Below are 23,611 nucleotides of genomic sequence, written 5' to 3'. Positions count from 1 at the left end.
TTTAGTTTGGATCTCTTAAATTTTCTTGTACTTCATGTAATTGCTGTTTTATTTCCGATAATTTCCCTTTATTTTGTCCAACAATATCTAAATGCTCCTGACGCTGTTCAGCATTGTGAAGTGCATTTTCGGTACGCTCAATAGAATGAAAGGCATGCTCTACTGCAATTTCTTCTGGGTGAGACATTGCTTGTTTTACCGCTCGATCTGACCTTTCAACAGAATTTGATAATAAAGTACTTGGATGATTTTGTTTCCAGCTTGGTGTACCTGCCCTTTTTTTAGCCACTGTTCCTCGTCCTTTCTTTCGTAGCACATTTTTTTCAATATTAGTATTGTTAGATGCTAGAAATCCATACACTCAATTTATTGGTTAAATAAGTATTAATTACTTTTTCCTAATGTCTCGTTATTAATGTTCAAAGTATCTATTGCAAATAAAAGTGTATGTAGAAATATAAATTTTGCTGTTTTATCAAGATAGTTCCCTAAAACAATACACTTTCTTTATCATAGATTATTAAAGTAAAGTATATGAAAATTTAATACTTACAATATTTTAAATAGAAAGGAGGGCTTTTTTGGGTATTTATAGAGATTTTCTTTATATTGGTGACACAAGTGACGATACAATCAAGCGTTTTGACGCAACAACTGGAAAATTCCTTGATACTTTTGTAACATCTGAAAGTGGTGGATTGCATGGTCCTAGAGGTATTATTTTCAACCAACTAGGTAATCTTTTCGTTTCCAACCAGAACGTGAATCAGCCACAAAACGGTAATGTATTAAAGTACAATGGACACACTGGGTCGTTTCTACGTGAACTTGTTAGTTCTATTCAAAAAGGAGCACCATTTGCCCCACGTGGCATCGTTCTTTCCTATAACAATGTATTATATGTAGCAGACTTACAGGGCCCCGGCGACACACCTCAACCTGGAGAACTACGCGCGTATAATGGTACTACTGGTGAATTTCTCGGTAATTTTAATCACTCTTGCTTCAATAAACCATTTTTTCCACGCAGTGTAGTCTTCGGTCCAGACGGTTTGCTTTATGTTTCAGTCTTCAATCCTTTTGACCCACTCGACGGCTGGGTATTACAGTTCGATCCAGTAAAAAGAACGTTCAAAAAGGTGTTTGTTGAAAGCAATGCTGTCAATAAGCTACACCGCCCTGAAGGATTAGTCTTCGGTCCAGACGGTAACCTTTATGTAACGAGTTTTCGTGCCGACGAAAACGATACAGATAAAATTCTTATTTTCAATGGCAAAACCGGTAAATTCCTAGATAAGATTGAGCTTGATACAGTTGGTAGCCCGCGTGCTTTTGCAATGGCAATCTTGTTTGGTCCATGCGGAAAACTGTTTGTGCCTATTTCGGGAACTGGTCCTGATACAGGTTCTGTACGTCGTTACGATGTTGAAACAAAGACTTTTAACGTTTTCATACCAGCAGGGAAACAGTTAGGATCACCTTGGTATCTGACTTTTGGCAATACAGACTCCGGAACTTTAGCATATTATATGTGATAATTTTTATTAATTTAAAAGACTAAAAAGAGAAGAACAGTGAAACACGGTAGATCAAAAACAATTTGAGATACCGTGTTTCATTATAAAAATATAGTAGTACGCGTGCTTTGCAGGGCATTTCACAGTAGCAAACCGATAGATAAATGGCGAGAAACTTTAAATAGATATTTTTGTAAATCCGCAAGGTACTTACTTATTCTCCATCAACAAATGTCAATTGACAAAAATGCAATATATTGTATATTTTAAAAATATTGATGTTTAAGGGGGAGAGATTTATTGAGGAAAATTACTTTAATGGTATTAGTACTTGTTCTTAGTTTTGTATCAGCTGCTTCTGCAAAAGAAGGAATCATGACACCTTCAGGGATTCCTTACGCTGAACTAAAGAACCGTGTGGATGAATATGCAACTAACTACATTGGGAGGACTACGGCTGGAGCAAATGTGTTAATTGTAAAGGACGGAGAAATTTTCATGAATACGTCCTATGGCTATGCAGATATTGAAAATCAGATAAAAGTCACACCAGATACTGTTTTTGAATGGGGGTCTGTTACGAAGCTCCTTGTATGGACTAGTGTGATGCAGCTTGTAGAGCAGGGAAAGTTAGATTTAGATGAAGATATTCGCGCATATTTGCCGGACGACTTTTTGACGAAACTGCAATATGATACCCCCATCACGATGTTGAATCTTATGCATCATAATGCTGGTTGGGAGGAGAAATTTACAGATTTATTCTATATGTCTGCAGCTGACGTAAAGTCCTTGAAAGAAATGCTTCACATTACTGAGCCTTATCAAATACATGAGCCAGGAGATGTGGTTGCCTATTCGAACTATGGTGTGGCTCTCGCAGGCTTTATTGTTGAACGGATTGCCGCGCAGCCATTTTATGATTATGTGAAAGAACATATTTTTTCTGTTTTGGAGATGAAGGATACAACGATTCATCCTACACAGAAAGATAATCCAGACGTAGCATCGAACAGAGAAGCAGTTTATGGATATAGTGTTAATGGTGACAATGAATTTAGTATTGCAAAAAATGGACGGGTTTTTATTGGTTTGTATCCAGCAGGTAGTGCAATGGGTACGATAGCCGATATGGCGAAATTTATGGTGGCGCTCATGCCAGCAGATGGTGTGAATAGTCCGTTATTTCAAAGTAATAGTACTTTAGATGAAATGCTGACGACGAGTGATTTCTATGGCGATGGCTTTCCTCGAAATGCACATGGTTTTTGGGAAGGACTATATACAGTAAATGTATTGGAACATGCAGGCAATACGGATAGTTTTTCAAGCAATTTCACATTTTCAAAAGATGAGCAATTGGGTGTAATTATCATGACAAATCAAATGGGTGAATTCGGACTGAGTTACGGCTTACCAACACTCGTGTACGGTGCATATTCCATAGCAGACGGAAACCAAAAATTCCCAAATACGCAGGAGCTTGAAGGAAGTTACAGTATGGCGAGGCAGCCCCATAAGGGTTTTACCAAATTGTACGGAGCGCTAATTAGCGGGAATATTGAAGCGACAGATCGAAACAAATTTAATGCTTTTGGGATGACATTTGAACAAATAGCTCCGTATCTTTATAAATCTACAAATGAATTTAATTTATATCTTCACGTTACATTGAATGATGGTAAAGTGGCAAAGATATCTATGCCAACAAGCGATATTCTACCGATCTCTCCAAGTACGAAAACCTTTAAAATGGTCAGTACCTTGGCGGTAGCTTTCAGTGTCTTATACACCCTCGTTGCATTACTAATTGTTTTGATCAAATCAATAAAGAATCGAAAAAAAGAAGTTCAATTCACAGTGATGAAGAAGTGGGAAATACTATTACTTTTATCGGGAATCGTACCTATTATGAATTTAATTATTTTAGCTTACAGAACACTAAATTATGCTTCTTATTCTACGCTGAACATTCATTTTTTAGTGAATTATGCGTATATCTTCGTGGTAATAATTTGTCTAATTGCGCTATTTGTTCAGTGGAAAAAGACGACGATAACTCGCGGTCAAAAAATCGGCTATGTCCTTTCTTGCGTGTCGGCGCTACTACTTGTCGTTTTAATATTTGGCTGGGAGCTTTATTATTAATTGCCTTATTTCTACACATTATTTTTTGCTACGATTCTTGAGCTTTCTTCATAGTAAATTTATTTATCCGATTATGTGATCAATTTTTTTTTGCGTATAAAAAACTGAAGATGACCTATACTATTAAAGATTTCACTTCAAATCCAAGTGACTAGGAGGGTTAACCCGATGAGTGCGATTGATCGTTTACTCTGAAGAACCAGCAAAACTGAATAAGCTAAAGCAGAGTTTTCTTAAGTAAATCTTAAGATTCAATGTGAAAGCGAGGCAGTGTGTCATGGAGGACTTTTAGTAAGTGCTAATCATGCCCGGAATTTAATTGATTAAATTCCGGGTGTTTTTTTGTTACATTGAACGATCGAAAAGATATCTATGCCAACAAGTGATATTCTACCAGTGTCTCAAAGTAAAAAAACCTTTAATATGTTCAGTACCTTGGCGGTGGATTCAGTGTCTTATACACCCTAATAGCTTTACTAAACATCGGAAGACGACAACTCGCGGTCAAAAAATCAGCTATGTACTTTCTTGCGTGCCCGCGTTACTACTTGTCGTTTTAATATTTAGTTGGGAACGTAATTGTAAATTGCCTCTATGCTACATAATTTTTTTTGGGGCGTATAAAAAACAGAATATGACCTATAATATTAAAGATTTCACTTCAAATCCAAATGACTAGGAGGGTTAACCCGATGAGTGCGAATGATCGTTTACTCTGAAGGACCAGTAAAACTGAATAAGCTAAAGCAGAGTTTTCTTAAGTAAATCTTAAGATTCAATGTGAAAGCGAGGCAGTGTGTCATGGAGGACTTTTAGTAAGTGCTAATCAAACCCGGAATTTAATTTCCGGGTCTTTTTTTGCGCAAAATAACGAAGTCCTAACAATTACAAAACGACGAGAAGCTATTATGAAAGTCACTCGTCGTTTTTATTTATGATATGTTTGCAATTTCTAACTTGCAAGCATCAAATTGCTTATACAGGCCAAACCTATCTAAAAGGAATACTTCATAAAGTAACCTATATTGATGATGCTACGGATAGTTGTTAGATTAGCCAAATAATTTTTGCATTTGTTCAATCAGTGTAATTACGCTCAAATAGCCCATAAGGACGATGACGATTATACCCGTCACAGTTAACCAACGAGGGTGCTTATATGTACCCACAATGTCTTTTTTATGTGCTGCAATCAAAATAACACTAAGTGATAATGGTAAAATCAATGCATTTAATGCCCCAACAATAATCAATACATTCACAGGCTGACCGATGAAGGCGAAAGTTGCTGTTGAAACAATGATAAATGCGATAATCACCCAGTTATGATATTTTTCAATTTTTGGATGGAATGAACGAATAAATGAAACAGATGTGTAAGCCGCACCTACGACAGAAGTAATCGCTGCCGCCCACATAATCATACCGAACATGCGATAACCGATATTACCAGCAGCAAGTTGGAATACAGATGCAGGTGGGTTTTTAGGGTCAATAGCTAAACCTTGTGATACAACGCCTAGAACCGCTAAGAATAATGCAATACGCATAACTCCTGTAATCAAAATCCCTGTTACAGAGCTTTTTGTTACTTCTGGCAAAGATTCTTGACCTTTAATGCCAGCGTCTAACAAACGGTGACCACCAGCAAACATAATGTATCCGCCAACTGATCCACCGACCAACGTCACGATTGCAAACCAGCTAATTTCTTGAGGCATAAATGTATTCGCAATCGCTTCCCCTACAGGTGGTGAAGTTTTAAAAGCAACAAATACCATAAGTAAAATCATAATACCGCCAGCTATTTGCGCTACTTTGTCCATTACCTTCCCTGCTTCTTTATAAACAAAGATAAATATAGCAAACAATGCACTTACGACTGCTCCGGTAATTGGATCTAAACCAATCATGGCATTTAATCCTAGACCAGCTCCAGCAACGTTCCCAATATTGAATGCTAAACCACCAATAACGATCATGATGGCAAGAACGACACCTAACCCTGGCAATATTTTATTGGCAATCTCTTGTCCACGTAGACCAGAAACAGCAATGATTCGCCAAACATTAACCTGTGCAACAATATCTAAAATTAAAGAAATTAAAATAACAAATCCAAAACTAGCAGCTAATTGCTGCGTAAATACCGTTGTTTGTGTTAAAAAACCTGGTCCGATAGATGAAGTAGCCATTAAAAATGCTGCGCCTAATAAAACGCTTTTACTAGCCGTTTTTTTCGCAAACTTACTTTTATTTTTTTGCTCAAGTTCTTCTTGATTTACTTTGTTGTTAGCTTCCATTTAGTTCCTCCTTGATTGCACAGACAGATATTTGCTGTTCTGTTAATTTTGCATGAATCTCTTTCGCGAATTCTACAGCATGTTCCCCGTCCCCATGAATACAAACTGTATCTGCTCGTAATCCAACTTCGATTTGCTGCTGTGATAGAACTTTGCCTTCTTTCACCATCTTCACAACTTGTCCGACAGCCTGTCCATTATCCGTAATCAATGCATCCGATTGTTTACGAGACGTTAACGAACCATCCTGCTGATACGTACGATCTGCAAACACTTCATGAGCTGTTTGAAGCCCAATTTTTTCTCCGGCTTTCGTTAATTCACTACCAGACAAACCGAATAACACAATTGAAGGTGAAATATCATACACGGCTTGTGCGATGGCCTCGGCAATTGCTGGATCTTTAGCCGCCATATTATAAAGTGCTCCATGTGGCTTAACATGCTGCATCGTTTCATTGTGAATTGTTAAAAAACCTTGCAATGCTCCAACTTGATATACGATCATATCATAAGCTTCTTGAGGCGTAATATTCATTTCACGTCGCCCAAAGCCAATTAAATCCGGTAATCCAGGGTGTGCCCCAATTTTCACACCATTAGCAATGGCTAGCTTAACCGTTTCACGCATAACCGTTGGATCTCCACCATGAAAACCACAAGCAATATTAGCAGATGTTACATATTTCAAGATTTCTTCTTGCTCTCCAAGTTGATAACGACCAAAGCTTTCGCCTAGATCACAGTTTAAATCAACACGAAACATCTTGTTCCCCCACTTTCTTTCACTAACGGACTATTATGAATGCGTTTCCAAAAATTTGGTACCGATATTCGGAACTTTAGTTTTGAAATTTAAAAAAATTTTAGCATATTATATTATTGTAGGAAAGAAAAAATTTTAAATGTTAAGAAATAATATAATTTTTTCACTTTTAATAACATTCCGCTTGTTTTTACGCATTCTTAAAATATAATATTTATTATCCGTAATTTAAAACTTAAATACCGAATTACGAAACTTAAGGGGGGTGGGTTTCATGCGAAATTTATTAGAAACTATTCAAATAAGACCTTTGAGCGATTCTGCACTTGTTGTTCAAGTCGGCGAAGGAATCAACGAGGTAACGCATACAAAAGTAAAAACAATATTAAATTTATTAGAAAAAAATCCATTTAGCGGATTTATCGAGGCTGTACCTGCCTATAATAGTGTGACCGTTTATTACAATCCGATTAATGTGTATTTTTCAAATTTGGAAAAAGGTGTTCAATCGCCTTACGAAAACGCAAAAACTAAAATTCTTTCTTTAATGAATCAATCTAATATAGCTGAAATGACTAATAATCGTCTTGTAAAAATACCTGTAGCATATGGTGGTGAGATGGGACCAGACTTAGAATTTGTAGCATCTTATAACGGTTTAACACCTAGTGAAGTTATTAAAATCCATTCTTCTGCACAATATCTTGTCTACATGTTAGGCTTTGCTCCAGGTTTCCCCTTTATGGGCGGAATGGACAAACAAATTGCAACACCACGAAAAGAATCGCCACGTTTAGCAATTGCACCTGGATCTGTTGGAATTGCGGGTAGCCAAACAGGGATTTATCCATTAGAAACACCAGGTGGATGGCAAATTATCGGACGAACACCATCTCGTCTATTTCTCCCTGAACAATCTCCTCCGACTTTATTACAACCAGGAGATCGAATTCAATTTGTGCCTATTTCAGTGGAGGACTATGCGAAAGATTTGGAGGTGAAATCATGGGAGTAAAGGTATTGCAGCCTGGTATGCTTGCAACGATTCAAGACTTAGGAAGATTTGGACTGCAAAAGTTTGGGGTTATCGTAGGAGGAGCAATGGATTCAAATTCCTTACGAATTGCAAATTTACTCGTTGGAAATTCTGAAGGAGAAGGCGCATTGGAGGTCACACTTTTTGGCACTAGCCTGTTATTTGAAAGTGATGAACTCATTGCCATTACAGGTGGGAATCTACAACCGACAATAGATGAAAAAGAAGTCCCAATGTGGCAACCGCTTTTTATTCGAAAAGGATCGGTTTTAAAATTTAAGGCTGCGATTAGTGGTAGCCGCGCTTATGTATCATTTAGTGGAGGCATTCAAGTACCCGAAGTAATGGGTAGTAAAAGTACCTACGTACGTGCTGGCATTGGAGGTTTTCAAGGAAGAAAACTGCAAAAGAATGATGTTTTTGAATGCAATACACGAACAGAATCTGGAGAGGATCTTTTTAATCAATTACAAAAGAAAACCTCTTATCTTTCTTGGTCCGTTCATTACACACCTTTTGTTACATTCAAAAAAACACAAACAATCCGTATTATCAGAGGCTCTGAATATGAGCGATTTGATGAAGAATGTTTAAAAAAATTCTTTTCAACGCCTTACACCATCTCAACACACTCCGATCGAATGGGCTATCGATTGGAAGGAGAAGATGTCCAATTAAAAGAGCCGTTTGAATTATTATCTGAAGGGGTTACATTTGGGACAATTCAAGTCCCTTCTAATGGGCAACCGATTATTTTAATGGCGGATCGTCAAACAACGGGGGGCTATCCGAAAATCGGACAGGTTATTTCTGTCGATTTACCATCTTTAGCACAAATGCAAGCAAATTGTGAGGTATTTTTTAAAGAAGTCACGCTTGAAGAGGCGCAGTGGGCATTAATCCATCAAGAGAAAGAAATGAATAACTTGGCATTTGGACTAAGTATAAAAAGGTTGCATCAATTGTGAGTACATTAGGGAGTCTCAATTAAAGTTTGAGACTCCCCGTTTTTTAAAGCTGTTCATAACCCAATTGTCTAGATATTTCGGCTGTGGCCATTTTTAGTTTCTCCACGAAAATTTCAGCCCTGCCTTCTTGGTAATTGGTCTCCAAGCCTGCGATGCTCATGGCCGCAATGACTTCGCCTGTATGATCGAAAATCGGCGCTGCAATAGCAGATGTATAATTCTCTAATTCTGAATGGCTAATTGTATAACCATGTTCTCTTGCATGAACAATCGCTTCATAAAGCCTTTCCTTATCGGTAATTGTTCCCTTTGCAAATGGTTTAAGTTCTATCGATTCAAGATATTCCTTTATTTCACCATCTGGTAAAAAAGATAAGACAGCACGAGAGCATGCCCCCGCATAGAGAGAACTTTTTCTACCGATTGCTGTATAAAGTCGAACTTTTTGCTTCGTATCCACTTTCTCTATATAAATAGCTTCATCACCATCACGCACAATTAAATTAATCGCTTCTTTTGTATCATTATGTAACTCATTCATAATCGGATAGGCAATTTTCCGTACATCCAAACGCATGGAAACAAGGTGTCCAAATTTAAGGAACAAAATACCCAACCTATACTTTGCATCCGCCCCCTTTTCTAGTAACTCCATTTCCTCTAATGATTTTAACATGCGGAAAGCAGTCGTTTTAGGGATTCCTGATAACTCAATTACTTCTTGAAATGACAGTTCTATATGATCGATAAATAGATTTAAGATGTCCATTGAACGAACAACTGTTTTATTTTTATTTGTCAATTCAGGTTTGTCTTCCTTTCGTTTTAGGCTTTAATTTAAGACAATATATATTCTTCTTAATTTCGAATGAATTCCTTCTAATAACCACTGTAAAATAGGTTCATAGATTTTTTATCCGTCTAATTGGCTTATCTTTCTTTTTCAAATTCTAATTATACCTAACAACTTACTGTTTTTGTATACCTTGTATATCGGGTAATACGGACGAGATGACTTGCTCCGTGGGTAAAAGTAATTGTTGAACTTTCGGTTACCCAGGTGAAGAGTCCATTTTCTTCTTTTCTACATATAATGTTTAGGAGCTAACTTACTGGAGCTTTCACACGTTTTTTCAACTTAATGTAAAATTGGTACCGCGAGAAGGACTTTATCTTTTAATTACGGAGGTATAATATGACAAGTTTTCATTCGTTTCACGGAACGATAACGGAGATTACTAATTTTAATGCAGGTGAGGGTGAAAAAAAAGGTTGTAATAAATTTTTTACTGTAAGAAATAATTTGGGAGTCATCGTAAATTTCGTCGTTTCACCTTCAACTTACTTCGTTGACCATGAAATGTTAGTAGTGGGGGATCGCGTGACAGGCTATTATGACGGAAATGCGCCTACTGTCCTTATTTACCCTCCACAATATCGAGCGCTTGTGATGGTAAAGGATAACCCAAATCAGAATGTAAAAGTTGATTTTTTTAATAGTCAATTAGTGAGTAGTGATGGGCAATTACAATTAAATTTATCTTCTAATACCCACATCGTTTTAACAAATGGACAATTCTTTTCAGGATATCCAGGAAACCACGATTTAATTGTAAACTACGGACCTACGACAAGAAGCATCCCAGCTCAAACCACGCCGTATCGTATTGTCGTTTTATGTTGAGGACAATATAATGACGTGTACTGGGTTCAAAAGCAATTCAGAAATTAACTAAAACTCAAAAAGCTGTGCCTGAAATTCCAATGGGTATCGGATTTTTCGGCACTGCCACTACTGTCAAAGTCTAAAATAGACGTTGGAAATTGATTTGTTTTTTTATATCCCGGTAGTTCTTCTTTAAACCTGGCCTAGGGTCTGTACCATTTTCAACAGCTTCCTCATATTCCTTCACCCAATTTAGTGGATGTTGATACCTTTCAATTAGAAATGTATGCGTTAGCCATTCCCCCCACTACTCTAAATCCAAGTAACCAAGTCTTGTTGTTTACACTTACAGGCAGTCCTCCTGCTTTTGCTGCTTGTATAATTTCAGCGGCAACGTCTGGACGTAAAACAAGGCCGTTCTCTTGAGCAAGTACAAAAACAGGTTTCGGTAAATCGTATTCATATATAAATTCAAATTCTCTCATTATTGGTACATAGTCAAACACTCGTACCTAGCTTTATTCATTTATGCCCCTAATGTCCTTGAGACGTTTTCTTAATAATCTGAATTGTTTTTATTGTGAGTGCAGATTATTATAAAGATGTAGATAAATTAATCGAGGAAGCCCGTAGTGAAGGAGTATTAGAAAAACGGGAAAGTTTATAAGAAGAAGCAATGAAAATTGAGCTTGAAGAAGTTGTCTATATTCCTGTTCGTAATTACGAGCACTTAGGTATTTATAGCAATAAAGTACAGAACATTCGGATAGTTGCATCAAACTACACAATAATTAATGATGTAGAAATTTCAAAATAAACGAAAGGGTGACTTTTACATGAAACAATTGATTAAGCAAGTTCATTTAGAAACGGGTTATCAATATGAAGACGGCGTAGTTATAGGGACAACGATTGCTCCTTTCGATATTTTAATAGAAGACGGACAATTTACGCAGATTGAGCCTGTAATTGAAGTGACATCTGATATGCAAGTAATGGAGGCCCACGAGCAATTATTGTTGCCCTCCTTCCGTGAAATGCATATTCACATTGATAAAACGTATTTTGGTGGAGAATGGAAAGCACCTACAGCAATAACGAAAGGTATCTTAACGCGCATTGAAGAAGAGCAAACTTTACTACCGAAGCAACTTCCTTATGCGAAAGAGCGTGCCATCAAAATGGTGGAACATCTAATCGCTAATGGACATACACATATTCGTTCACATTGTAATGTTGATCCGCAAATCGGTACGAAACACATCGATATAACGATGGAAGTATTGGCATCATTCCAAGATAAAATTACATACGAGATCGTCGCGTTTCCACAGCACGGTTTAATTCGATCAGCCGTTGAACCTTTAATGCGTGAAGCGATGGAAAAAGGAGCAACTCATGTTGGTGGTGTAGACCCAGCAATTGTTGACCGCGCAACACACCAATCTTTAGAAACGATGATTCAAATTGCTATTGATTATGATAAACATATCGATATTCACCTACATGACCGCGATACGCTTGGTGAGCATGAATTCCATGTAATGATGGATTTATTAGAAAAGCATAACTTTAAAAATAAGGTAACAATTAGCCATGCAATTGCATTATCAGATTTACAAGGTACTTCTTTAGAAAAGCTCACGAAGCGTCTTGCATCATTTAATATTGATGTGACAACTACAGTACCAATTGGACAAAATCGCTCGACAATCCCTATTCCTTATTTATATGAAAATGGTGTACAAGTTTCCGTTGGACATGATAGTTTAACAGATCACTGGTCTCCTTTTGGGACTGGCAATACGATACAGAAACTGAATGTATTAGCTGAGCGCTTTAAATTTATTAATGAATATCAGTTAAGCCAATCTTTGAAATATGCAACAGGTGGTATTACTCCACTGAATGCACAAGGTGAGCAAGTATGGCCGAAAGTTGGACAAACAGCAAATGCATTACTCGTTGATGCAGTGAGTGCAGCACATACAATTGCCCGCAATTGTCCTATTACTACTGTCATTTCAAACGGTGCGATTATTTATGAGGATAATATTGAATTGAAAGGAGCTTACCGATGAATCAATGGTTATTAAATGTTCGTTTAGAAACAGGCGAAGAGTTACACGAAGATGGAAGTATCCGTACAAAGACAAATTTATTCAATATCGAAATTGATGACAATGGACGTATCGTTCAATTAAAGGAAAATGACGCTTCATTCCAACCTGAAAATGCACAAGATATGCAAGGTCAGTTAGCATTACCTGCCTTTAAAGAAATGCACAATCATTTAGATAAAACATACTTATCTTTACCGTGGAAAGCTTGCCGTACTGTGAGTGGACTTGAAGAGCGTTTGCATTTAGAGTCACTTGAACTTTCAGCTTTAGCCGAAAATTGTGAGCAACGTGCGAGCGCTATGATTGAGAAAATTTTAGGATTTGGCTCAAACCATATCCGTACGCACGTAAATATCGATCCATATATTGGATTGAAAAATTTAGAAGGCGTTTTAAAAGCACTCGATAAATATAAAGATTATGTCATTGCAGATGTAATCGCCTTCCCACAGCACGGGCTACTGCGAGATGATGTCCCAAATTTATTACGTGAAGCATTACGTAATGGTGCGACAATGCTTGGTGGATTAGATCCAGGTGGAATCGATCGCAATATAGAAAAGTCTTTACATACGACGATGGGGATCGCCCAAGAATTTAATGTAGATGTAGATTTCCATTTACATGATAATGGACATTTAGGTTATTACACGATTGATAAATGGCTAGATATGGTCGAGGAAAATGATTTTAAAGGGAAAACGGATTTTAGTCATTCTTTCTCCTTAGGTGATGTTACAGTACCTGAGCAGATTGCTATGGCGCAACGATTAAAAAAACACAATGTCGCAATTATGTCGACAGTGCCGTTTAATTTAGGACGTAATATTCCACCGATTGATTTATTAACAGCACATGGTGTAAACGTGCATTTCGGATGTGATGGATTCTATGATTCTTGGAGTCCTTATGGTTCGGGGGACATTTTACAAAAAGTTTGTACATTTGCTGATGTTACACGTAAAATTACAGAGCGGGAACTTCGCCAAAGCTTAGCATACATTACAAATGGCACCACACCACTTGACAATGAAGGGAAAATACAATGGCCACAAGTTGGTGATGAGGCAAGCTTTGTTTTTGTCGCATCTAGCTGTAGTGCTGAAGTTGTAGCAAGACCAACAGCAAAACGTCTATTGATGAATAAAGGAGTATTTTTTAAGCAATAATTTATGAAGTTAAAAATTTATGGAACTCTTATTTTTTGTGTTAGTTTATGGGCATCCAACTTTATTATAGGTGCAGTGCTGGTCAATTATTGGTCAGCGCTGCACGTCTCGATTTATCGGTTAATTTGTATTAGTTTATTTTTAGGCATCATCGGCTTTCCTATTATACGAAAAGCACGTATTCGTCCGAAACAATGGCTATTACTATGCATCGCAGCTATTCTCGGTGTAAGCATTAACCATTTGAGCTTTTTCAAAAGTTTGGAAACGACGAGCCCTATTACAGCTGCCTATATTTTAGCACTCACACCCATTATTACAGGAATTATTAACGGCATTGTGCGGGGGGAAAGAAAAAGCTGTCTGTTTTGGCTCGGTTCTATCATTTCTTTCATAGGTGTCGGCTTTATTATTTCAGCAAAACAAGGAGCTAGCATACAGTTTGGCATCGGGGAATTTTTTAGTTTTTGTACAATGCTTAGCTTTGCGATTTTCCTCGTAATGCTTGATGTATTACGGAAAGAGCTTGATAGTTTTACAATCACTTTTTTCACAAGTTTTCTAGGCTGTATTGCACTGCTCCCTTTTTTATTTTTCGCACAAGTGCCCGTAAAACAGGTAGCAGAATTACCTATCATTTTATTATTAATCATTTCAGCTATTCTCGTACATGGTGTGAGTAACCTTGTATGGAACGCAAAACAACACGAAGTTGGCTCTACAAATGCCGCGATATTACTAAATTTAGAGCCTATCATCACGATGATATTGAGTATGATTATTTTACAAGCCATTATCCAGTCAAATCACATTATCGGTGGTGTACTCGTATTGGTAGGGATTGTAATTTCAGTTATAGTGAATGATAAAGTGCTACCGCAAAAAGTGTTAAAAGCAAACTACAATTTTAATGAGTAGTTTGTTTTTTTATTACTTGAGCCCGTGCCTCCAGAAAAGCGTCCGCCAGAACGGAGAACAATAGCTAAGAAGTAGAAATAAAAATAATGCAGTTCAAATTTTACTCAGTGTAAATTTTGAACTGCTTTTAGTTTTGAGGTGGTTTTGTACCAACCTCTTTTTATTTATAATAAATTCATAATGAGCAAATTCACTTCCAAAAAACGGATTAAGAAAGTGTTACTTATTTTTGGCGGGCTACGGCATGACCGCGTTAGAGCCATGTCGTACATGTCTCTACCACTTTCACTAATGCCGCATGCAAGGCCCGCCAAACTAAAAAGTTACTTTTTCTATATAGTTAAGAGCGCAAAATACTGCCGCTTGCGCTATCGCGAGGCGGCGGTGATGAATAAAATAGTACGTTTTTTACAACATTTTCTCTTTAATTAAAATTTAGCTCTGTAAATAAAAGCATTTTTAGATGAAGTAGACTTTATTTCAAATTACATAGTTCAATTCTGTACACTTCATTCAAAAGTTTTGTAATAAAAACCAACTTTAGTTTTATAGTAGAGTGGCGCGAAGTGAAGGGGGCGACTTCTAGGGGATCAAGCGTGCGCGGAAAATCCACTATATGCTTGCCGCCGTAGTGGCAAGCATATAGTTAGTTGAAGCCACGCCCCCAGAAAAGCGTCCCCCGTAGCGTAGCAAAACGAAATATATTACCTGCATGCACTTTATCCTAAAATTTGTATTTAAAAACACTCATTATGGGTAATTAACTCATTATTTCCAAGAATCTTAAAGAGCATTTACCACTCTGCAATAGAGCCATCTTTATGACGCCAAATTGGGTTCTTCCAATCATGTCCTTGTTGTGCCATTTCCCTTATATAAGCCTCATTCATTTCAATACCTAAACCCGGTCCATCAGGAATAGTAATAAAGCCGGCTTCATAATGAAACACTTGGGGATTTTTTAAATAATCTAATAGATCCTGACCTTCACGATTATAATGAATCCCTAAACTTTGCTCCTGTATAAACGCATTATAGCAAGTAGCATCTACTTGTAAACAACTAGCCAATGCAATCGGACCAAGCGGACAATGTGGAGCTAAAGCAACATCATATGCTTCTGCCATCGATGCTATTTTTTTCGTTTCTGTAATGCCTCCTGCATGCGATAAATCCGGCTGGATGATATCGACAAAACCTTCTTGTAGTACTTGTTTAAAGTCCCATCTTGAGAACATCCTTTCACCGGTTGCAATTGGCGTCGAACTATTCTTCGTAATATCTTTTAATGCTTCTAAATTTTCAGCAAGAACAGGCTCTTCTATAAATAATAAGTTAAACTGCTCTAATTCTTTTATTAATACCTTTGCCATCGGTTTATGAACCCTTCCATGGAAATCTAAACCGATATCTAAGTCATATTTAAATGTATCTCGAAGTAATCCAATGCGCTCGACCACCTCATCGACCTTTTTAAATGAATCGACTATTTGCAATTCTTCTGTGGCATTCATTTTAACTGCTGTGAACCCTAAGTCCATCACTTTTTTAGCTTCATCTACCAAATCCTGTGGACGATCTCCACCTATCCAGCTGTACGTTTTTATTTTAGAGCGACATGCCCCTCCCATTAACTCATGGATGCTTGCATTATGAAAATGCCCTTTAATATCCCAAAGTGCCTGATCAATACCGGCAATTGCACTCATTAGAATAGGACCTCCTCGGTAAAAGCCACTCCTATACATCATATTCCAATGATCCTCAATATGAAGAGGGTTTTTGCCAATTAACTGGCTCATTAATTCTTCAACGGCTGCCTTTACCGTATGGGCCTTCCCTTCAATAACCGGCTCTCCCCATCCTACATAGCCTTCATCTGTTTCAATTTTCAAAAATAGCCATCGTGGTGGGACTTGAAATAATTCAAAACGGGTAATTTTCATTTCGCTTCTCCTCTATACAATGAACTTTTTGCTCCCTTTGAATTTGTTTTAACAACAAAGACACTTCCGGATAATGGGTATTTTTGCAGCTGCTCTTCTGATAAATCACTTTTGGCCGTAGTAATCCAAAGCGTATCCAAAAATTCACCTGTAAATGAACAACTTGTAACATACGGTGCTGGGACAATAATTTCACTTACAATTTCTCGACGTTGTGGATTAAACCGGATTACTTTGCCACCGCCCCAAATTGCTATCCATATATCCCCATCCGAATCAATTGTTATGCCATCAGGTGTCATCCCCTCTGGCGAACAAAAAATAACTTCTTTATTATCCCAATCATATCCATTATTTTTCCTCTGCACTGCATACAATTCCCTTTTGCCGCTATCTACGATGTACATCGTGTCGTTGAACCAGGAAATACCATTTGGAATAATAAAGCCTCGTGCCTCCTCAATGAGCTGACCTGTTTTTGTATAGCGGAAAATTGAACCTTGTGGCTCTACAGGATTATATTGCATTGTTCCAAACCAAAAATCTCCATCATAATCTACTTTCCCGTCATTACATCTCATTTGAGAAGGAAGTTGGAAATATTCACATAGATGTTCATATTGATCGTCATCAAAAGAATAGTGAAACAAGCCTTTACTTGTGGCTAGTAGCATACGCTCTTCTTGCTCGTAAAATGCAAAACTACCAATATGAAATGGCAAAATACGCTTTTCGATTGCATCTCCTGTGAGGTTGAAACGATACAAACAACCATTTAAAATATCAGTCCAATATACTTTTTGACCTTTCTCATCCCAAAGCGGACCTTCCCCTAGAGTTTGCTGTAATTTAATTTTTAATTTCGCTTCCATTGTTTTTACCCCTCTTGAAACTTCGTTACAATTAACGTAATTTCCAGCGCTTTTTTGACAATTTCTTGATACTCAAAATCACCTATTGTTTCTCCATTTATGGGGAACGCACTTGATACACCTAAACAATATGCACCAGCTTCAAGGTATTCTAAAATATTTGAGGAATCTATACCACCAGTTGGTGCACATGGAATAAAAGGTAATGGCCCTGATATATCCTTTATAAATTTACTACCTAGTAAATGCGCAGGAAATACTTTAATGATTTGTGCGCCTGCCTCAAACGCTTCCAACACCTCAGTAGGGGTAAACGCACCCGGTATCATAATACAATCATTCAAAACAACTTTTTGAATTACCTCTTTATTTACAACAGGAGATAGCATAAAATCAACGTGACAATTAAGCAATTGCTCTGCCATGTCCATTGATAGCACTGTCCCTGCACCAACTTTCATTGATGGGTAACGCATTTTAATTTCACCAATTGTTGATACAATATCTTCTGAATCAGCTGTAATTTCAACACTCCTTATGCCACCCTCATATAGCGCTTGGACAGCTTTCAAACAATTCTCTTGTGGTAAACGCCGCAAAATAGCGACAATAGGATACTTTTTTAAATGCTCTAACGTGTTCATCTTTGCACTCCTCATCGAAAGACAGTATCATTTCCAGTAATTCGCTTTAGAAATCTGTCGAGTTCATCTATTGTCGGTAAATTTTCGATATCCCCCTCAGCCATAACAGCCATTGCGCCCATTGCATTTCCTTTCAATACACTGTTTCTCAAACTACCGTTATGCAACGTGCTGTAAATCATACCAGCGGCAAAGGCATCGCCTGCTCCTATCGCATCCACCTCTTCTACTTCAAACGCTTCGACAAATCCACTCTCTTCTGGACTGAAAAAATAAGTACCTCTAATGCCGTCTTTTAAAATAATTGTCGCCTTTATTTCACTAGCCAATTTATCGAGAATAACTTTCGGGTCAGTTGATGTAATATTGAATAAAAATTGCGCTTCATGCACATTTGGCATAAAAAAATCACAATGCATGACTAATTCTTTTAATTTTGCTATTTGGTCGCCACTTGATATTAATTTCATACGAATATTTGGATCAAAAAATATGCGCATCTGGTGTTTCTTGGCTAATCGTATACATTCCATACAGGTTTCAAATGCACTTTCACTCAACAATGGCGTAATTCCCGTTATATGCAAAATTTTCGCTTGTATAAACAATGACTCATCAATTTGTGTCTTATGAATATGGGCAAAAGCAGAGTTTTGTCTGTAATAGTAAACGTTTGTCATCTCTACATTTCGTTTTTCCTTCAGCATGAGGCCAGTCGGGGCTTTCGTCGTAAATTTAACATTTGATATATCGACGGAATGCCCTTTCATAAATGCATATATGGCATGCCCTAATTCATCCTCTCCCAACTGACTAATCCATGACACTTGAACATTCAAATTAGATAAAGCTATCGCTACGTTGGACTCTGCTCCAGCAAAGCTTCTTTTATAGCTAGAGGCATAACGCATTTTACCTCTTTGACTAGCGGTAAAAACCGCCATTGTCTCCCCTAATGTAATGACCTCCAAACCGTTCTCCCCTATTCGTATTGTGAAGTATACAATCTAGTGCTTAATCCACCATCTAAGACGATATTTGCACCCGTCATTTGCTTTGCCATTGAAGAAGATAAATAGACACACATATTGCCTACTTCCTCTGGATTACCAATCCTTCTTGTTGCATGCAATCCATTAATATGTGCTTGAACAACATCTGGTTGTTCAAATTGTGTAAGCCAAGTTCTATGATGATGTGTATCCATAAATCCTGGGGAAATCGCATTTACCCTTATCCCCTTATCCCCTAAGCTTAATGCCAGACTTTTCGTGAAACCAATGACACCTGATTTTGCGGCAGCATACATCTCTGTATTTGGTAAAGTAGCTAATACATGATTCGAAGCAATATTGATGATTGCCCCTTTCTTTCTTTTCACCATTTCTTTACCGACTGCTTTCGATAATAAGAACACACTTCTTAAATCCGTGTTCATCATTTTATCCCAGTCTTCTATTGTGCAATCAAATATTGATTTAAATATGGTAATGCCTGCATTGTTCACCAGTGTATCTATTTTCCCGAACTCTTCAATGACTTGCGCTACTAACAGCTCGATTTGAGTTACATTCGTTACATCTGTTTGTATAAACTTCGCTCTGTATCCAGCGCTCAATAGTTCATGCTCAAGCGCCATACCTAACTGCTCCTGCAGTTCTGCAATAATAACAATCGCTTCCCTTTTCGCATATTCCCATGCTATGCCTCTGCCAATTCCTTGCCCTGAACCTGTCACGATAACTACTTGATCTCTTATATCCATAAAAAACACCTCACTACTAACTTAATAAATTAATTTTATAAAGAATATACTATAACCGTATTAAACATTCAAACATAATATTACACCGATTAAAAATATTCTAAAAATTCCGTATAATCATTGACTACTATTTTTTAATTTGCTACATTCTATTTAAATAAAGTTAATTAATTAAATTTATTTACGAATATCAATTTATAACTTATTCAATGGTAGAAATGATTATATTTTCCGTTGCAAGCAGACAGTTTATTTCTAATATTGCAACGGTAGCTATTAAAGATTAAGGAGCGAAAATGATGAATTCAAAAAAATTATTATCTTACAAAGGAAAACAACTATTATTAAATGAACAGCCAATACAATTGATCTCTGGTGCGATTCATTACTTCCGATCAATACCTGAGGATTGGGTTGATTACTTAACAAAATTAAAGGCTTGTGGATTTAATACTGTAGAAACCTATTTACCATGGAATTTGCATGAACCTGAAGAAGGTGTCTATAATTTTGAGGGTTTAGCAAATGTAGAAAAGTTTTTTGAAATTGCTCATTCATTAGGTCTTTATGTCATTGCTCGACCTAGCCCTTATATTTGTGCAGAATGGGAATTTGGCGGCTTACCTTATTGGTTATTAAAAGATCACAACATTAATATTCGAACGTATGATAAGAAGTTTGTAGAAAAAATAGATGCCTATTATGATGTATTAATCCCTAAATTAGTTCCTTTCCTATCTACTAATGGAGGGCCAATTATTGCTGTACAAATCGAAAATGAATACGGTAGTTTCGGCAACGATAAACGATATTTAAATTACTTAAAAGATGCACTTCAACAAAGAAACGTAGATGTACTACTGTTTACAAGTGATGGACCTACAGATTGGATGCTTACTGGCGGTACGGTTCAAGATGTTTTACCAACTGTCAACTTCGGGTCACGCCCAACAGAATCTTTTGAGATATTAGAAAAACATGCTGGTGCGGTACCACATATCGTCATGGAATATTGGAATGGTTGGTTTGATCATTGGAATAGTGGCCACCATACACGCAATGTAGATGAAGCCGTAGATATCTTTAAAGAAATGTTATATAACGGCGCTTCTGTGAACTTTTATATGTTCCATGGTGGGACTAATTTTGGATTTTACAATGGCGCAAATTGCGGCGAAAAATACAATCCAACAATTACAAGCTATGACTATGATGCCCCACTTACTGAAGCAGGAGATATAACCGAAAAATATTTGAAATTAAAAAATGTCATTGAAGAATATACAGGTATAGATGCTGGGCCAGTACCTGAAAACTCGAAAAAAATGGCTTATGGTACGGTACAACTTTCTCAAAGCACGCAACTATTTGATGCCTTAAATCAACTTAGTTCCCCAATCCTAAGCCCACAGCCATTAACAATGGAAAAGGCAAATCAGGATTACGGCTTTATTTTATATCGAACGATTTTGCCAAAAAATATGGGTGCTGGATCGATTCGTATAGACAATGTGGCAGACCGTGCACATATTTTTATTAACCAAGAATTCAAAGGCATCATTGCTCGTTGGGATCAGCAAGAAATCGATATTCATGTAGGAGAGAATGATGTACAATTAGATATATTAGTAGAAAATTTAGGACGGGTAAATTACGGCGAAAAAATGTTTGATCCAAAAGGCATTGTTAAAGGGGTTCGCTTTAAAGGTCAGTTTATTTTCGATTGGGAAATATATACGTTACCACTAACAAATATAGAGCAGCTTTCATTCAATCCGCTACAGCCGGTTCGCAAAAATGAACCTACTTTTTATAAAGGTACTTTGACACTTAGTGAAGCAGCCGATACTTTTATTGAGGTGCCTTCAGGTAAAAAAGGCGTTATCTTTATCAACGGGTTTAATATAGGTCGCTATTGGTCTGTTGGTCCGCAAGAAACGTATTATGTACCAAGTAGCATTTTGCGTAAAGGAATAAATGAAGTGATTGTATTTGAGCTAGACGCTGAAAAATTACAAACTGTGCAATTTACAGATGTTCATCGCCTTGGATAATAAATAGTAGGAGGGGGAAATATTTTGAGACTAGGTACATTTGAATGGATGAAATCAGTGAATCGATCCATTATTATTAATAAAATCAGAACAAACGCACCTATATCTAGAGCTCAAATTGCCAAAGAAACCAAAATCACTCCTCCAACAGTAAGTAGCAATGTAAAAGAATTAATAGCATTAGGCATTGTAGAAGAGACAGATTATGGTACTTCTAGTGGTGGACGTAAACCGAAAATGCTCATGCTAACGGATAATAAGTATTTTGTAGTAGGCGTAGATGCCGGTTCGCAAAATATTCAAGCTAGTTTGTCGAACTTAAATGGGGAAATTTTGTATCGTTCCCACTGCTCTCTAAAAGGTGTCAATACTAACGAATTGTTTATTGAAGCTCTTACGACAAGCATCAATACTATCTCATCATTTCTAAAAACTAATCAGGACATTTTAGGTATCGGAATCGCTATGCATGGTGTGGTAAATCCTCTCGAAGGGGAGGCCATATTTGCCCCCAATTTAGGATTAACAAACATCTCGATTAAAGAAAGGCTATCTGAGCATTTTCAAATACCGATCTATGTAGAAAATGATGCAAGAGCTATGGCAATGGGCGAGGTATGGTTTGACAAAACTAACGCTCCTCTATCATTAGTTACCCTTAATATCGGACGTGGTGTCGGCGCTGGGATCATTGTTGATGGGAAGCTTTTTTATGGCAAAGATTACTTAGCCGGGGAAATTGGTCATATGACGATTGATATGAATGGCGATATATGTGACTGTGGGAATCGTGGTTGTTTACAAACGTTAACTTCCGGAAAAATAATTGTTTCTAAAGCAAAGGCACGAATCCCCTCCATTCATTTTGAACGGTTCAATGACCAAATTACAGGAGACACGGTATTTCAGCTCGCCTGCTCTGGAAATGAGGAGGCCATTAAAATCTTTCATGAAATTGGACATGCGATTGGTATTGGGCTCATTAATCTCATTCATTTGTTCAATCCCGAACGCATTGTATTAGGCGGAAGAGTGATGGATGCCTCACAATACTTACTACCGATCGTAAAGCAAATCATTCAAGAAAAAGGGCTAACTGGGAAAGCCAAAAATAGTCATGTTGAAATTTCTAGATGGGGCCATGATGCTACATTAAAAGGAGCCATTGCCATTGTACTTTCCCATGTCTTTGATGATGTTGCTGAGGATGAACTCACCTACGAATGATAAATATTTGAGTAAAAACTATGATAAATCCTCACTTGGATGTTTAGGAAAAGGCCAGCCCCTTCCTAAACATCCATTTTTCGAGCTGTTGCGTCGGGTGTAAATTTCCCTTTCATGCAACTATTCGAACACCTCTTCTTGTGCTACACGGACAGTTCCTTCCGAAAGCTGGCCTGCCCAAATCCACAAATCAGATTCGTCCCATGCTGCGCCTTGATACAGTTTGTTCTTGTTTCGCCAGCTCTTTTTTGATTTTTCGTGTGCCATAATTATTGCGACTTTGCGCATTGTGACTGTCGCTGCGCTTTCTTCATATCAAAAGCGCGTGACTTTCCGTGCTCATCTCGCTTGACTAGTTGTCGTTTAATTTCAGTTGTAAAACCTTTATGTTCTCTTCTCATAGAGGGTTACGCTCCTTTAGATATAATCGTATTTTTATAATCCCCTTATGTTAGGGAGTTAATAACGTATATCCCATCCATTCAATTA

Annotated in this window: 21 protein-coding genes and 1 pseudogene; 11 read left to right on the top strand and 11 right to left on the bottom strand. The window is 37.3% G+C overall.

Features of this window, described 5'->3' with window-relative positions; all coding sequences use genetic code 11:
- Position 1: 1 nt before the first annotated feature.
- The gene (locus LZ480_RS14890) at positions 2-289 is read right to left on the bottom strand and encodes a hypothetical protein (RefSeq protein WP_241370333.1); all 288 of its coding nucleotides are present in this window, start codon (positions 287-289) and stop codon (positions 2-4) included.
- 292 nt (positions 290-581) lie between these two features.
- Here LZ480_RS14890 and LZ480_RS14885 point away from each other — a divergent pair, with 292 nt between their 5' ends.
- The gene (locus LZ480_RS14885) at positions 582-1,535 is read left to right on the top strand and encodes an NHL repeat-containing protein (protein ID WP_241370332.1); all 954 of its coding nucleotides are present in this window, start codon (positions 582-584) and stop codon (positions 1,533-1,535) included.
- Positions 1,536-1,817: 282 nt separating this feature from the next.
- On the top strand, positions 1,818-3,665 hold the full coding sequence (locus LZ480_RS14880; RefSeq protein WP_241370331.1) for a serine hydrolase domain-containing protein: 1,848 nt from the start codon (positions 1,818-1,820) through the stop codon (positions 3,663-3,665).
- Between the two features lie 1,052 nt (positions 3,666-4,717).
- On the opposite strand, the gene LZ480_RS14875 is transcribed toward LZ480_RS14880, so the two are convergent.
- Together LZ480_RS14875 and pxpA are read right to left on the bottom strand one after the other, a co-directional pair.
- On the bottom strand, positions 4,718-5,968 hold the full coding sequence (locus tag LZ480_RS14875) for an NRAMP family divalent metal transporter (RefSeq protein ID WP_241370330.1): 1,251 nt from the start codon (positions 5,966-5,968) through the stop codon (positions 4,718-4,720).
- Entirely contained in the window at positions 5,958-6,734 is a 777-nt protein-coding gene (gene pxpA, locus LZ480_RS14870; RefSeq protein WP_241370329.1) for a 5-oxoprolinase subunit PxpA, read from the bottom strand. Before pxpA ends, LZ480_RS14875 begins: the two co-directional genes overlap by 11 nt.
- A 274-nt stretch (positions 6,735-7,008) precedes the next feature.
- On the opposite strand from pxpA, the gene pxpB reads away from it, so the two are divergent.
- Together pxpB and LZ480_RS14860 are read left to right on the top strand one after the other, a co-directional pair.
- Positions 7,009-7,749, top strand: a complete 741-nt coding sequence (gene pxpB, locus LZ480_RS14865) for a 5-oxoprolinase subunit PxpB (protein WP_241370328.1) — start codon at positions 7,009-7,011, stop codon at positions 7,747-7,749.
- The gene (locus tag LZ480_RS14860) at positions 7,740-8,738 is read left to right on the top strand and encodes a 5-oxoprolinase subunit C family protein (RefSeq protein WP_241370327.1); all 999 of its coding nucleotides are present in this window, start codon (positions 7,740-7,742) and stop codon (positions 8,736-8,738) included. The genes pxpB and LZ480_RS14860 overlap by 10 nt, the downstream gene beginning before the upstream one ends.
- A 43-nt stretch (positions 8,739-8,781) precedes the next feature.
- Here the strand turns inward: LZ480_RS14860 and LZ480_RS14855 are convergent, their stop codons facing one another.
- On the bottom strand, positions 8,782-9,540 hold the full coding sequence (locus LZ480_RS14855; protein WP_241370326.1) for an IclR family transcriptional regulator: 759 nt from the start codon (positions 9,538-9,540) through the stop codon (positions 8,782-8,784).
- A 393-nt stretch (positions 9,541-9,933) separates the two neighbouring features.
- Here LZ480_RS14855 and LZ480_RS14850 point away from each other — a divergent pair, with 393 nt between their 5' ends.
- Positions 9,934-10,422 carry a hypothetical protein gene (locus tag LZ480_RS14850; protein WP_241370325.1) on the top strand — a complete coding sequence of 163 codons (489 nt, stop codon included), beginning with the start codon at positions 9,934-9,936 and terminating at the stop codon, positions 10,420-10,422.
- Positions 10,423-10,714: 292 nt separating this feature from the next.
- Here the strand turns inward: LZ480_RS14850 and LZ480_RS14845 are convergent.
- Positions 10,715-10,823: pseudogene (locus LZ480_RS14845) on the bottom strand (tRNA-dihydrouridine synthase); the annotation flags it as partial.
- Between the two features lie 257 nt (positions 10,824-11,080).
- Here LZ480_RS14845 and LZ480_RS14840 point away from each other — a divergent pair.
- Genes LZ480_RS14840 through LZ480_RS14825 form a run of 4 tightly spaced genes read left to right on the top strand, consistent with a single transcriptional unit; the run spans position 11,081 to position 14,614 of the window.
- Positions 11,081-11,221, top strand: coding sequence for a hypothetical protein (locus LZ480_RS14840; protein ID WP_241370324.1), 141 nt, complete (start codon positions 11,081-11,083; stop codon positions 11,219-11,221).
- A 19-nt stretch (positions 11,222-11,240) separates the two neighbouring features.
- Complete coding sequence (locus tag LZ480_RS14835) at positions 11,241-12,485, top strand: amidohydrolase (RefSeq protein ID WP_241370323.1); 1,245 nt, start codon at positions 11,241-11,243, stop codon at positions 12,483-12,485.
- On the top strand, positions 12,482-13,696 hold the full coding sequence (locus tag LZ480_RS14830; protein WP_241370322.1) for an amidohydrolase: 1,215 nt from the start codon (positions 12,482-12,484) through the stop codon (positions 13,694-13,696). The genes LZ480_RS14835 and LZ480_RS14830 overlap by 4 nt, the downstream gene beginning before the upstream one ends.
- 3 nt (positions 13,697-13,699) lie before the next feature.
- Positions 13,700-14,614: a DMT family transporter gene (locus tag LZ480_RS14825; protein ID WP_255731473.1), complete on the top strand. Its 915-nt coding sequence runs from the start codon at positions 13,700-13,702 to the stop codon at positions 14,612-14,614.
- A gap of 794 nt (positions 14,615-15,408) precedes the next feature.
- On the opposite strand, the gene dgoD is transcribed toward LZ480_RS14825, so the two are convergent.
- Genes dgoD through LZ480_RS14800 form a run of 5 tightly spaced genes read right to left on the bottom strand, consistent with a single transcriptional unit; the run spans position 15,409 to position 19,841 of the window.
- On the bottom strand, positions 15,409-16,560 hold the full coding sequence (gene dgoD, locus LZ480_RS14820; RefSeq protein WP_241370320.1) for a galactonate dehydratase: 1,152 nt from the start codon (positions 16,558-16,560) through the stop codon (positions 15,409-15,411).
- A complete protein-coding gene (locus tag LZ480_RS14815) occupies positions 16,557-17,432 on the bottom strand; it encodes an SMP-30/gluconolactonase/LRE family protein (RefSeq protein ID WP_241370319.1) in 876 nt (291 codons plus the stop codon). The genes dgoD and LZ480_RS14815 overlap by 4 nt, the downstream gene beginning before the upstream one ends.
- 5 nt (positions 17,433-17,437) lie before the next feature.
- Positions 17,438-18,076: a bifunctional 4-hydroxy-2-oxoglutarate aldolase/2-dehydro-3-deoxy-phosphogluconate aldolase gene (locus LZ480_RS14810; protein ID WP_241370318.1), complete on the bottom strand. Its 639-nt coding sequence runs from the start codon at positions 18,074-18,076 to the stop codon at positions 17,438-17,440.
- A gap of 11 nt (positions 18,077-18,087) precedes the next feature.
- Positions 18,088-19,047: a sugar kinase gene (locus LZ480_RS14805; RefSeq protein WP_241370317.1), complete on the bottom strand. Its 960-nt coding sequence runs from the start codon at positions 19,045-19,047 to the stop codon at positions 18,088-18,090.
- Positions 19,048-19,058: 11 nt separating this feature from the next.
- Positions 19,059-19,841: an SDR family NAD(P)-dependent oxidoreductase gene (locus LZ480_RS14800; protein WP_241370316.1), complete on the bottom strand. Its 783-nt coding sequence runs from the start codon at positions 19,839-19,841 to the stop codon at positions 19,059-19,061.
- 299 nt (positions 19,842-20,140) lie between these two features.
- Here LZ480_RS14800 and LZ480_RS14795 point away from each other — a divergent pair, with 299 nt between their 5' ends.
- Positions 20,141-21,895: a glycoside hydrolase family 35 protein gene (locus tag LZ480_RS14795; RefSeq protein ID WP_241370315.1), complete on the top strand. Its 1,755-nt coding sequence runs from the start codon at positions 20,141-20,143 to the stop codon at positions 21,893-21,895.
- Positions 21,896-21,919: 24 nt separating this feature from the next.
- Entirely contained in the window at positions 21,920-23,122 is a 1,203-nt protein-coding gene (locus LZ480_RS14790) for an ROK family transcriptional regulator (protein WP_241370314.1), read from the top strand.
- Between the two features lie 269 nt (positions 23,123-23,391).
- Here LZ480_RS14790 and LZ480_RS19940 read toward each other — a convergent pair whose 3' ends face one another.
- Positions 23,392-23,523 (bottom strand): hypothetical protein, encoded by a 132-nt coding sequence (locus LZ480_RS19940; RefSeq protein ID WP_255731472.1) that lies wholly within the window; start codon positions 23,521-23,523, stop codon positions 23,392-23,394.
- Positions 23,524-23,611: the final 88 nt, after the last annotated feature.

Origin of the sequence: Solibacillus palustris, assembly GCF_022549215.1 — a bacterium.
Classification (GTDB): Bacteria; Bacillota; Bacilli; order Bacillales_A; family Planococcaceae; genus Solibacillus; species Solibacillus daqui.
This window is presented reverse-complemented; position numbering and strand designations above follow the sequence as displayed.